This window comes from Psychrilyobacter piezotolerans, from assembly GCF_003391055.1.
GTDB lineage: Bacteria > Fusobacteriota > Fusobacteriia > Fusobacteriales > Fusobacteriaceae > Psychrilyobacter > Psychrilyobacter piezotolerans.
This window is the reverse complement of sequence record NZ_QUAJ01000021.1, coordinates 33373-46053: the sequence shown is the minus strand read 5'-3', so window position 1 is coordinate 46053 and position 12681 is coordinate 33373. Positions and strand designations below refer to the sequence as shown.

The following is a 12681-nucleotide window of genomic DNA, read 5'->3' as shown; positions in this document are numbered from 1 at the left end:
TTTACTCCTTTATAATTTCAATATTTTTCAACTGATCACTATCCAGTGAAATCCCGTATTTTTTCATCTGTTTTTCGTTGATAGTCAGTTCTGATTTTTTTAAATATTCTATGGGCAGGTCTTTAATTTTTTCCCCGCTGAGGTGTCTTAGAATCATCTCTCCAGTCTGGTATCCTACCTGATATTCCGATATTCCAGAGGAAGCCAGTGCACCTGCTTCAGTAAAATCTTTAGTGGCTCCTATAACGGGGATATCAGCTTTGTTGGCTCTATCTATGATAAGGCTGTAAGCAGAGGCTATATTGTTATCCTTGGCTGTGTAGATTACATCGACCGCTCCCATAAGACTATCCATTGCAGATGCTATTTCTATGACATTGGTAACTCCCCTGGCAATAACTTTATATCCTGCCTTTTCTGCAGCTTTAGTAAATTCTTCTACAAGATATGTGGAATTAGCTTCGCTGGTAGTATAGATAGTGCCTATTGTTTTTGTCTTTGGTAGAAACTCCTGGATCAGCTTTACCTGGTCTTTTACCGGTGACATGTCACTTACTCCTGTGATGTTTTTACCTTCTAATCCTGCTATTACAGGATTGGTTACAGCTGTAAAGAAGAGGGGTTTTTCCGGTATTTTATTTAAAGCAGCCTGGGCACTGGGAGTAGTGATAGCTACTATAATATCGGAATTTTCATTAAATTGAGCTGCGATAGTCTGGGCTGTGATAAAATCTCCCTGGGCATTTTGATAGCTGAATATGATCTTGTCTTTATACTCACTGTCTTTAAGAGCATCCTCTACCCCCTTCCTGATTAAATCCAGTGATGGATGTTCTACAATTTGAGTGATACCGATATTTATTTTTTCTGTAACACCATCTTTTTTCTTTTCCTGACACCCCGCTAAGACCATGATTAAGATAATTCCTAAAATTAATTTTTTCATTTTTTCACTCCTTTTTAATTTATTTTTATATAAAAAGCAACGTGACGTTGCATCCAAACAAGCGCAATTTAGGTTTTTATAACTTTTAATTTATTCTGTAAATTTTATCTCAAAATTCTATGTTTCTAGAGTAAACTAATAGTATTTTGGTGATGCCCCTTGCGGGTATAGTTTCCCAGGTAATAAAAAAAAGAGGTTAATCCATAAGATTAACCCCTTCTGTATAATAATTTTTTCATTATATCTAAAAAACAATAATAGATATTATTATTATTTTTAAATATATTTTGAAACTATATATAACTACAGCAACTATCGGTCAAAAACAGATCTACTTAATAATTCAGTATTAAATTTATTAGATTCGTTTTTGCACCACCAAGTAAGTCTCTTAGACATAATAGTCACCTCCTTTAATTTTTTTATTTGATTAATCATATAACGAAGAATATACGATTGTCAACAGAATATTTAATTTTTTAAAAAATATTAAAAAAAAATAGATAAAAGTGTATAATTATACTGAATATAATTATATAAATTTACAGGGTGGTGGAGATGGAAATAATAACTTGTCATATATTTGCAGATTTAGATGCACTTTCTTCTATGGTTTTAATAAAGAAATTATATCCCAATGGAATCCTTGTTTTTCCGGGTCATATCGGGAAAAGTGTGAAAGCTTTTATAAACCTGTATCAAAATTTTTTGCAGATAAAAAGAATAAAAGATATTCAGATGGATAAGGTAAATAAACTTATAGTTGTAGACACTTCAAAAAAAAATAGGATAGGATTGTTTGGACAACTACTGGACAGGGATGATGTAGAGGTTATAATCTATGATCACCATAAGATCAGCGAAAATGATATAAAAGGCAGAAAAATTATCAGGAAAAACTATGGTTCTAATACAACCAACATATTGGAAGTTTTGTTGGATGCTGACCCCAATATTAAATTTGACGAAATAGAAGCTACCTTAGGCCTTATGGGAATCTATGAAGATACAGGAAACTTTAGCTTTAGCAGCACTACCCCAAAGGATTTGGAGATGGCATCTTATTTATTAAAAAATAACGGGGATCTGTCCAAGGTCAATGAATATGTTCAAAAGGGATTAGAAAAGGAGCAATTGGAGTTATTTATAGAGCTTATTGAAAATTCTGAATTTATCGATATCGATGGGGAGATAGCACAACTAACATATTATAGAACCGATGATTTTATTTTTGGTCTGGATGAGCTGATAAACAAGATACAGTATCTGGAAAAATCAAGTTTATGCATTATTTTGTGCGGAAATGATGAAAGAATAAATGTAGTGGGGAGGTCTTCGAATAAAATAAATGTAGCTGAAATATTAAGAGATTATAAGGTAGGGGGACATGAATATGCTGTTTCAGGGATAGTCAGAGGTCAAAATATAGAAAAATTATACGGGGATATAAAAAAGAATATAGAGATGGCAGTTAAACCCAGCAAAAAAGCAATAGATATAATGAACAGTCCGGTTAAAACCATCCTAAAAGACACCAAAATTAAGCTGGCCTATAAGATAATGTATAGGATGGGATATGGCGGCTTACCCATTGTGGAAGAGGGGAAAGTTGCAGGGATAATTACCAGGAACAGTGTGGATAAAGCTCTCAATCATGGATTTTCAAATGCACCTGTAAGAGCCTATATGACATCTGAAGTAATTACGGCAGATAAAAACCAGAGTATTGAAGAATTAAAAGCCCTTATTGTAGAAAAAGGCATTGGGAGAGTTCCAATAGTCGATGGAGAGGGGAAAATCCTCGGGATAGTAACGAGAACCGACATATTAAAATCTATCTACAGTAAAAATCCAATAAGGAAGGCTGAAAAATTAAAATTTGAATCAGAGATAAAAAACAATATAGAAGGGGTAGTCCCGTCAGAACTGCTGAATCTGTTGAAAATCGTAGAAGCGGTATCAAAAAAAAGAGGTGAAAGAGTATTCTTGGTAGGGGGGATAGTCAGGGACCTTATCCTGGGAATAAATAACAAGGATATCGATATAGTAGTAGAGGGAGATGGGATAAAATTTGCTCTGGAATTAAAAGATATGCTGGGAGCAAAAAAAGTAAAGACCCATGAAAAATTTAAAACAGCAGTGGTAGTGGTCCAGGATGATTTGAAATTGGATATAGCCAGCTCCAGGCTGGAATACTATGAATATCCTACCTCCCTTCCGGTGGTGGAATATGGCAATATCAGAGATGATATGTATAGGAGGGATTTTAGTATAAATGCCATGGCTTTGGAGATTGACAGTTATAACTTTGGCAAACTTATTGATTTTTATGGCGGGTATGAGGATCTTGCCGCTAAAAAAATAAGGGTCTTACATAATCTGAGTTTTGTAGAGGATCCTACAAGGATAATAAGGGCATTTAGGTTTGCAGCCAGATATGGGTTCGAACTGGAAAAAGATACAGAAATATTTTTAAAAAATGCAATAACCGATGGATTTTTGAAAAAAATATCCTGGCCCCGGGTTAAACAGGAGTTAGAAATTTTATTTTCTGATAAAAATTTAACCAGGGGGATGGAATATTTAAATGAATATAAGGTGTTTGTTGAAATTAACCCTAATATTAAATATGATTTGGAGATGAAAAAAAATATAGAAAGGCTGGAAACCTTAGAGGATCTTCTAAGCTTTGTCAAAATCAAAAAATGGTTATTGGTATTTTTGATCATTCTGGAAAACTTAAAGAAAAAAGAACTGGATCTTGTATTTAATAAATTTAATTTTTCAAATAAATTTATAGAAAAGTATGATTATGGTATATTGATGAGGGAAAAAATACTGGATCAGCTGGAATCAGCTGATAAAAATTCGGATATATACAAGGCACTAAATAACATATCCATGGAAATAATAATTCTGATCCATATCCAAAATAGGAAGAAAGAGATAAAATTAAAAATAGAAAACTATATCTATAATCTGTCTAAAATAAAACCTCTGATCAGAGGGGAGGATCTCCTTAAAAATGGAGAGTTACCGGGGATCGAGTTTAAGGAGAAACTAAGGGTTTATTTTATGAAACAGCTGGATATAGAAAATCCAACCAAGGAAAAAATATTAAAAATGTAGGAGGGAAGATGAAAATAAAATTTTTATACATACTAGTGATATACAATATTTTTGTTATTACTCTCAAATCGGAACCAGCATCTCCAAAAGAGCATCCCATGGAGATTTCTGCTATCGATTCAAAGATAGAATTGAAAAGATCTCAAATTATAAAATTGGAAAAATTAAAAGAATCAATTTTAAGGAAAAAAAAATCCGGTGAAAGAATCAAAGTGGGAGTTGCCCTGAGCGGTGGGGGGTCCAAGGGATTTGCCCATATAGGAGTACTCCGAGTTTTACAGGAAAATAATATCCCTATAGATTATATCAGCGGAACCAGTATGGGAGGAATTGTAGCCAGTCTGTATGCTGTGGGATATAACCCAGATGAGATAGAAGTTGTTGTAAAAACCATGGATTGGAGATATAGGTTATCCAATGACCCCATGAGGAGCGATATTCCATTGGAGGAAAAATTTAAATCTGAAAAATATTTTGCTTCGGTAACTTATGATGAAAAATTAAATTTCAGCCTTCCAAAGGGAGTTTTAACGGGAGAAAAATCGTATCTAAAATTAAAAGAGTTATTTTGGAATGTCAAAGAGGTTAAATCTTTTGATGAATTTAACCCTGTTTTACGAATAGTTGCTACAGATTTTAATACAGGAAAAGCTAAAAGTTTTGATTCAGGAGATCTTGCACTCATTGTCAGTGCCAGTATGGCAATTCCCACTATATATGACCCTGTAAAAATAGGAGATAAAGTATATATAGATGGTATGGTTTCCAGAAATTTACCTGTAGAGGATCTTTTTCTGGCAGGGGCAGACATTGTCATTGCCAGTGATGTAGGAGCACCCCAGATAGATACACTAACTTATAATTTATTGACTGTAGTAGGGAAGATCTCTACCTATAGGGGGGCAGAGTCTACGGAAAAACAAAGGGCGTTGGCAACTGTAATCATAGATCCCGATGTGAAATTAGATGATGCTATAAATTTTGATAATTTTGATGATTTAATCTCCAAAGGAGAGTCAGCAGCTAAAGAAAAATTACAGCAATTGGAAAAGTATAAAGATTCGGAGAAGGAGAAAGAAAGACATAGGCAACTGGTTTTAGATGACGTTTATATAGATAATATTCAAATTGCTGATTCTAAATTTTTAGTAGAAGAAGTCAAAGAAGACATAGTAAAAGATCATCTGAATAAAAAAATCCCAGGGATGGTAAGTTATCAGGATTTGGAGAGCTTAATGATGAAACTCTATGCCATGCCATATATAGAAAAATCTTATTATACAATTGACGGATCTACCCTGAAGATAGGTGTAGATGAAAATGAATTGAATTTTATAAGGGTTGGAGCAAATTACAACTCCGATACAGGAGGAAAATTAGCTGTGGGAACAGATCTTGCAAAGATAGGAAAGATAGGGAGGATGACATCATTAGAATTTGAGCTGGGTGAATATAAAAGTGCTGAATTTAACAATTTTTGGTATTACGGTAAAAAAAATAAAATAGGAATAAATTTGAGCTTAGGATATGAGGAAACACCGCTGTATATCTATGACGAAAGAAGTTTAAAGGCTGAATCCAAAGATGAAAGTAAATTTATTGATCTTAGTTTTACAACTAAACTATTCAGGCAATTTGATTTTTCTGCCGGGTTAAAATATATTGATACTGAAAATGAATTTGATGTAGGGTCCGACGAATATAAAGATATTTTAAATAAAAAATATGAATATCAGGAGGTGTATTTGAAATTGGTGCTGGATAGGAAAAATAATTCAATCTATCCTACCAAAGGAAATTATTTAGAGGCCAGACATGAGGTAGGTGGAGTAGGTAGTGATGAGGTTGAATATTATAGTGAATTGGGAGTAATACAAGGTTATATGCCGGTAACTCCTAAACTTTCATTCAATGCATCTTTAAGCGGGGGAGTAGTCAGTGGTGAGAATATACCCCTGGGAAATCATTTTAAAATTGGCGGGATAAATAGTGATTTGGATAATAATTATATCTCATTTTATGGTTACAATATGATGAGAAAATTAGTTTCTGAATTTATGATAGGTCAGATAGGAGCCCAATATATGATCTATCCCAATGTATATATTCTGGCTAAAGCTAATGTGTTGACTTATACAGGTGCAGAGTATAACGATTCTATAGAAGGTGCCGGTAATTTAATGTTTGAAGATTTCAAACAGGGATACGGTGTAACCTTGGGATATAAATCTATTTTCGGGCCATTGGAACTCTCACTGACAAATGATGCAGATTCTTATAAAAGTGCAATAATATCTGTAAATATGGGGTATGTATTTTAAAGAAAATTCTAGAAACTATTATTTTCTTTCAAGATTTTTCAGAGTGAAGATCGATTCAGACAGATCAGGATTTAATTTTATTTCCGTTAAAATTAATTCGGTATAAGAATTTTTTTTAAGTTTATCATCTATACGAAATATTGTGATATAGTATCTGTCCCCGATTTTTTTGATTTCATCGACTATAAATTCTTTTAACAATTTTCCGGAATTAGCATACATCTCACCCTTATCTATGGTAAGGGTGTTTTTATTTATCCAAAGGATCTGCCTGTAATATTTAGCCTCTTCCCCTTCCTTTCTGATTAAGTTTAAGACATACTGGGTAGGGGTTTCCTGGGTTATTTCGGAGTTATAGAGGGTACTGTATTTATTTCTATCGGTTTGATCATCGTAGGAAATATCGCTTCCCATCATACTTTCCTTTAGCATATGTTTTGAGATCTTTACTGTCCTGGATGTGCTGGGCATATAGATCCATAGATTCTTCCCATTCCTTAAATATTTGGTTCCTCTGTCCCTGGCAGGATATTTAAATACAATAAAAGATTTTTCATTCCCAACAGCATCCATAACAAATTTTTTGATATATTTTTTATCTTCCCTGTGAATAATCATCTCTCCTTCATAACTGACACTTTCAGGGGTCATATTGTAGTCTAATCTGGTCAGAATCTCCTCCGAACTCATACTAAAGATTAAATTTGATAAAAGAAAAAAAATAAATAATTTTTTCATGACTCCCTCCTGATATTACTCATTCCTCATATTCTCTACAGCTTCTTTTTTGACCTCTGAAAAGATAGCTAAAAAAGTAGCTAAGGTAGAGGTGAAAAGTGCAACAGAGATGCTTAATCCCGCAATAAAAATAGTCAAATGAGGGTAGATAACCCCCTTTATATTTAACTCGCTGGTGAAAGATTCTATCATATCACCAAAATTTACTCCTACCCTGCCTAAATAGAGTGCAATACTTCCTCCTAAGATAATCCCTGCAACCCCGCCTATGGATCCCATGAGCCCTCCTTCTAAAATAAACATTTTTTTGATCTCTCCCTCCTTCATGCCTAAAGCTTTTAATAGTCCAATTTCATGACGTCTCTCAAAGACCGTCATGAGCATGGTATTGGAGATGCTGAAACCGGCCAGGGTGGCAAAGATAAGGATAAATATCCCCTGGATAAAAGGTAAAATCCGATTGAAACCTTCGTTCATCCCTATTTCATCCCATCTCTTTACAAGGATATTTTCATCTGTATGTTCAGTTAAAAAACTTTTTATGGGGATTTCATTGTTATTGGAATAGATGAGATATTCGGTTATCCTGTCTTCCATATCCAGAAGATATTGGCTGCTTGCTAGGGTGATATAGAAACTTTTATTCAGCCTGGTATTATCCATTTTATAAAATCCGACTATATCATAGTTGAGAGAATAGAGGGATTTATCCTGGGTCTGGGTGAGGAGGGTAACAACATCTCCTAATTTTAAATTCAGCCTTCTTTTGAGAGTTTCACCCATAATAATTTCATTGTTATTTTCTAAAAATCTTCCAGAATAGATGAATTTATCAAATCCAATTATTTTTTCATCCACATTTTCAATCCCGCTTCCCATGGCATTTTCATGATTTTCATTAAAATAGATCAAGCCGCCAAATTTTATCCGGCCTACACCGATGTTTTTTTGAGGGATTGTTTCAACCACTTTTTTAATTTTGGAGTATGAGAAGTTGGACGAAACATCCAAGCTGCGGGACCGGAGTTCATAATCCGGTGCAGTGATTCTCACATCTCCTGTCATTCTTTTCCCGCTTTCTAAAAAAAGATTTTTTTCCCCCTCTATCCAGCTGAGGCCGAATGTCATTCCAGAGGTGGCTATTAAAATAATCAGAATAGTTAAAAAAGATCTTTTTCTATTCCTCTTTAAATTTTTAAAAACTATACTAAGTAACATAGTCATCTACTCCCTTATAACATCGATAGGATTTAACTGGGTTGCCCTATAAGCCGGATAAAAAGTTGCTATAGCTGCTATGACTACCCCGAATATCAAGAATAACAGATTTAATTTAAGATCAAAATATCCATATATTTTATCGGAAAGGGGAATGGTGGTGCTCAGTTCACGGGCAAGAGAGGGGATGGGGATACCGACTACTTCGTAGTAATAAACCAGACTTCCCCCTAAAATAAAGCCGATACTGCTACCTACTCCTCCCAGGATACTTCCTTCCAAGAGAAATAATTTCATAATTTCTTTGGGTTTTAAACCATTGGCCATTAAGATACCTATTTCTTTTTGTCTTTCCAGCATTGCCATGAGCATGGTGTTGACTATTCCTACTCCAGACATGAATAAAATAATGCAGCTTAGGATTACAACCACTTTTACCTTAAGTTTAGTGATGACTATGAGGTCAAAGAGTTCGTCCAAATAGGAGATGGTCTCTACCCCTGATTCTTCCAGCTTACTTAAATCTGCAGGGGAGATCTCCCCCCTTAAAACAATGTCGTTAACATCATCGGTTTCAGCAAACTCCTGAGCTGCCTTTAAATCAATCAGTACAGTGTTGAGGTCAAATTCCAATCCCCCTGTTTTGATTATTCCTGTGACGACCAGATCTATGGCATTCAGACTCTCCTTAGCTGTGGTTCCCATTAAAACAAATGGATCTCCAACCTGTAGATTTAAATCCTTGGCCAGGGTAGAAGAGATGACCACACCCAGACTGCCGTGGGTAAGGTAGGAGCTCCTTTTAAAAAAACTATCCTCGATCTCTCTATCTCCCCCGATGACCCTCACAGGATAATCATACCTTCCATCGGTTATAGTCCCTGAAAAAACCAATCGGCTGCTATGATCGTATTTTTTTAAAATAGGAAGAGTTTCTTTGGGGATAAGGAAATCCAGACGATCATCTATATTTTCATATTTTTCTTCAAAATAACCCTTTCCATAGAGTTTATAATCCCCGGTTTCCGTTTCCTTCATTATCTTAATGATCCTTCTCTCCATCCCTATATTTAACCCTATACCTACGATTATAAAAAAAATTCCAAAGGCTAAACTAGCCAGAGTTAGGACCGACCTGATACGATGCCGGAAGATATTTCTAAAAGCCATCTTTAGAATCATATTCCTCACCTTCTATTTTTCCATCCCTTAACTTTATAACCCTCCTGGCTTTCTCAATGATCATGATGTCGTGGGATGAAAAGATAAATGTAGTCTTTTTTTCTAAATTTATTTTCACCATGAGATCCAAAACCTCCTTTCCGGTCTGGGTATCTAAATTTGCCGTGGGCTCATCTGCCAAAACCAGGATAGGATCTTTGATAAGGGCACGGGCTATGGCGACCCTTTGCTGCTGACCTCCAGATAGTTCCGGAGGTCTCCGGTCTTTCAATTGAAAAATTCCTAATTCCCGAAGGAGGCGGTGAATCTTATCTTTTTTTTCTAGGGGGCTATGTTTTTTGCATAGATCCAGGGCAAACTCAATATTTTCATAGACTGTTAATACAGGGATAAGGTTATAGCTCTGGAAAATAAATCCTATCTTATCCCTCCTAAAATCAGCCCTCTCATCTTTGTTTAAGACGCTGATATCCTGCTGGTTGATAATGATTTTCCCCTGGGTAACGGAGTCCATTGCACCTATAATATTTAAAATTGTAGTCTTCCCGGAGCCCGAGGGGCCGGCTATTACGGCAAAATCACCACGATCTATCTTAAAATTTATATCATCTATGGCCCTGACTTCTACCTTCCCATGTTTATATATTTTTGTTATTTTTTTTGCTTCTACAATCGTCATAGATCCTCCTAAAAAAACATCCTGGTTCTAAAAACTATCTCACCGGTTAACTTTTTATTATCTTCAGTTAAGTATCCGTATTTTTCAAAGTTGTGATAATAGTTATAGGCAAATTCAAAATTTACATAGTCATTATAGATATAATTTAAAGTTGTATTTAAATATCCCCCATCATCTATAACCAGACATCCTTGATAAAATTCGAAAGATTCATTTATTCTCAAATTATAGGTCAGGTAGACCCCGCCCCCTTCTTTATTATAAAATCCTTCCAGGGCAGTATAGATATTTTTTTGATAGAGATCAAAATTATAATCAACTCCTGCAACCAGGGTATGGAAGTCATCAGTTTCATATTTATCATAAGATAACTGCCCCCAGACACCAACAATCAGGTCTCCCTTAGCTTCTAAAACAAATTTTTCATTTTTCTCAATTTTTTCAGTCAGGGGGGAGAGTTCTGCAATATGAAAATAGTTCATCATAATTTCAAAATTATCTATCAGGAAAGTATATCTTCCGGCAAAATTTTCATCTTTTTCATCGGTTTTAAATCCAATGAGTTCAAGCCTGGACATATCTGAGAGACTGTATTTAAACCTTATGGAGTCAAGCCCCCTTTTATCGGATTTAGGATCCTCTATATCAATTTTATTGAATACATCGGATAGATTAAAGATATAACCATGCCCCCAGCTTATAGTCTGCCGGCCTGCTGAAAGGGTAAGGTCACCGGTATAATACTCTAAATATCCCCTGTACAGGTCTACAGCAGGATCTGCTCCCTCCTCCCCGATGAGGGAAAACTCTGTATAAAAATCTTCATCCACATGACGAAGACCTATGATCCCTTTATAATACCAATAATTTTCTTCATAATTCTGCAGACTGTAATCGACCCTTAATTCTGAAAAATACTCCGTGGAAAAGCATGCTTGGGTGATAAAAAAAAACAAAATAAATTTTTTCATAAGATGTCCTCCGGATTTTTAAAGGTAGACTGACAGTCTGTGCTATAAATATTATACAGATTAAAATAAAGGATTCCTTTCTTAAAAAGAAATAAATAAAGGAAAAAAAGAGGAGAATTTATATTTAATGGTATAAATAACCTAAGTTGCGACCTTATTAAGATATGTAATTCTTCATTACAAAGTAACCGCAAGGGTCATCACCAAAGAACTATTAGTTTATTTCATAAACATAGAACTTTTAGAAAATGATTCAGTTAAGAGCGAAACCTTTAGAACCTTCTTTTTTGTCGCAGATTACACAGATTATTCAGCACAAAGAAAAGAGATAAAGAGACACGCAAAGATTCTGTCACGAATTGCACGAAGGATATGTTTTACTGCTACAACACAGAAGTTTTAGACCCTAATCTGAAGTTTATAGTCGTTAAGCTTCGGCTGTAATGTTTCTACAATGACGATTGTGAGTTACTTATTAAGACAAGATGGTTATAGCTTCGGTTTCTCTGATTTGAGAGAAACCATAAAAAGGAGGAGTTAAAACTTTCGATACTTATTTTTGTTCGCATTTTTATTTTTTCTAATGTTATTAAATAAAATAAAATAATCGCGATATCTAAAGTATCTCGCTCCTTTAGGAGTGAAACATATTCTTTTATAAACCCAGTTAAGGGTGGGATCCTTAGATCTTTTTTATAAGTAATAACTTAGGTTAAATAAAAAAATATTAAGGGAGGGGAAATATGAAAAATATAAAGATCGGAAAAATTTCACTGCTGATAACGGCGATTTTACTTGTTGGGTGCAGCAGCTTTAATAAACCCGGCGACAGCCATATGAAGACTGAAACTCATATGGAGACTATGGAAACGGAAACCCATATGACTCATATGCATGGGGAGGTAAGCTCGGTAGACGTATTTACACCTGTGGAAGAATTTCTAAACTTAAAATTAGATAATTATAAAGATTATGAAGTTTATGGGCATAGAGTTATGATGACAGATAATTCCAAGTATATTACTAAAAATACCGGAAATATTTTTATGAATTATATGATACCCCATCATGAGGGGGCAATAATAACAGCCCAAGGTATAATTGCTATTACTGAAGATGAAGAGTTAAAAAACTTATGTGAAGGGATAGTTGCAGCCCAGGTAAGGGAAGTAAAGGAAATGCAAGAGTTATTGTCCTCTAAAAGGTTGATCGACAATGAAGTAAAAGATTTTGAGCAGCTGATGTCTAAATCCATGGATGAAATGATGGCAGGGATGGTTATACCTGAAGATGATTTAAATAAAGAGGAAGCGGAATATTTGTTTTTGTCAAATATGATAGTGCATCATAGAGGTGCAGTAAAAATGGCAGAAGAATACTTAAAGGCTGGAAAAAATGAAACATTATTGGAGATGAATAAACATATAGTGATCACCCAGAAAGAGGAAATTAAGATCATGGAAAGATTATTAAAAAATAGACAAATGTAAAAATTTA

General features: G+C 34.6%; 9 protein-coding genes. 3 read left to right on the top strand and 6 right to left on the bottom strand.

Going from position 1 to position 12681, the window contains the following annotated elements:
• Nucleotide 1: 1 nt before the first annotated feature.
• Nucleotides 2-946, bottom strand: a complete 945-nt coding sequence (locus DYH56_RS11475) for an ABC transporter substrate-binding protein (protein WP_114643015.1) — start codon at nucleotides 944-946, stop codon at nucleotides 2-4.
• Nucleotides 947-1504: 558 nt separating this feature from the next.
• Between DYH56_RS11475 and DYH56_RS11470 the strand changes: the two genes are divergently transcribed.
• On the top strand, nucleotides 1505-4075 hold the full coding sequence (locus DYH56_RS11470) for a CBS domain-containing protein (RefSeq protein ID WP_114643014.1): 2571 nt from the start codon (nucleotides 1505-1507) through the stop codon (nucleotides 4073-4075).
• An 8-nt stretch (nucleotides 4076-4083) separates the two neighbouring features.
• Nucleotides 4084-6396, top strand: coding sequence for a patatin-like phospholipase family protein (locus tag DYH56_RS11465; protein WP_114643013.1), 2313 nt, complete (start codon nucleotides 4084-4086; stop codon nucleotides 6394-6396).
• A gap of 18 nt (nucleotides 6397-6414) precedes the next feature.
• On the opposite strand, the gene DYH56_RS11460 is transcribed toward DYH56_RS11465, so the two are convergent.
• The 5 genes from DYH56_RS11460 to DYH56_RS11440 are packed head-to-tail and all read right to left on the bottom strand — an operon-like array spanning nucleotide 6415 to nucleotide 11184.
• Nucleotides 6415-7134: an outer membrane lipoprotein-sorting protein gene (locus tag DYH56_RS11460; RefSeq protein WP_114643012.1), complete on the bottom strand. Its 720-nt coding sequence runs from the start codon at nucleotides 7132-7134 to the stop codon at nucleotides 6415-6417.
• A 15-nt stretch (nucleotides 7135-7149) separates the two neighbouring features.
• Complete coding sequence (locus DYH56_RS11455; RefSeq protein ID WP_158539140.1) at nucleotides 7150-8352, bottom strand: ABC transporter permease; 1203 nt, start codon at nucleotides 8350-8352, stop codon at nucleotides 7150-7152.
• Nucleotides 8353-8358: 6 nt separating this feature from the next.
• Nucleotides 8359-9522 (bottom strand): ABC transporter permease, encoded by a 1164-nt coding sequence (locus DYH56_RS11450; RefSeq protein ID WP_158539139.1) that lies wholly within the window; start codon nucleotides 9520-9522, stop codon nucleotides 8359-8361.
• On the bottom strand, nucleotides 9512-10213 hold the full coding sequence (locus DYH56_RS11445; RefSeq protein WP_114643009.1) for an ABC transporter ATP-binding protein: 702 nt from the start codon (nucleotides 10211-10213) through the stop codon (nucleotides 9512-9514). Before DYH56_RS11445 ends, DYH56_RS11450 begins: the two co-directional genes overlap by 11 nt.
• A gap of 8 nt (nucleotides 10214-10221) precedes the next feature.
• Complete coding sequence (locus DYH56_RS11440) at nucleotides 10222-11184, bottom strand: hypothetical protein (RefSeq protein WP_114643008.1); 963 nt, start codon at nucleotides 11182-11184, stop codon at nucleotides 10222-10224.
• A 743-nt stretch (nucleotides 11185-11927) separates the two neighbouring features.
• Here DYH56_RS11440 and DYH56_RS11435 point away from each other — a divergent pair.
• Nucleotides 11928-12674: a DUF305 domain-containing protein gene (locus DYH56_RS11435; protein WP_114643007.1), complete on the top strand. Its 747-nt coding sequence runs from the start codon at nucleotides 11928-11930 to the stop codon at nucleotides 12672-12674.
• Nucleotides 12675-12681 lie beyond the last annotated feature (7 nt).

Coding starts and splice junctions, on each gene's coding strand:
- DYH56_RS11475 (WP_114643015.1), bottom strand. CDS start 946: ATGAAAAAATTAATTTTAGGAATTATCTTAATCATGGTCTTAGCGGGG.
- DYH56_RS11470 (WP_114643014.1), top strand. CDS start 1,505: ATGGAAATAATAACTTGTCATATATTTGCAGATTTAGATGCACTTTCT.
- DYH56_RS11465 (WP_114643013.1), top strand. CDS start 4,084: ATGAAAATAAAATTTTTATACATACTAGTGATATACAATATTTTTGTT.
- DYH56_RS11460 (WP_114643012.1), bottom strand. CDS start 7,134: ATGAAAAAATTATTTATTTTTTTTCTTTTATCAAATTTAATCTTTAGT.
- DYH56_RS11455 (WP_158539140.1), bottom strand. CDS start 8,352: ATGTTACTTAGTATAGTTTTTAAAAATTTAAAGAGGAATAGAAAAAGA.
- DYH56_RS11450 (WP_158539139.1), bottom strand. CDS start 9,522: ATGGCTTTTAGAAATATCTTCCGGCATCGTATCAGGTCGGTCCTAACT.
- DYH56_RS11445 (WP_114643009.1), bottom strand. CDS start 10,213: ATGACGATTGTAGAAGCAAAAAAAATAACAAAAATATATAAACATGGG.
- DYH56_RS11440 (WP_114643008.1), bottom strand. CDS start 11,184: ATGAAAAAATTTATTTTGTTTTTTTTTATCACCCAAGCATGCTTTTCC.
- DYH56_RS11435 (WP_114643007.1), top strand. CDS start 11,928: ATGAAAAATATAAAGATCGGAAAAATTTCACTGCTGATAACGGCGATT.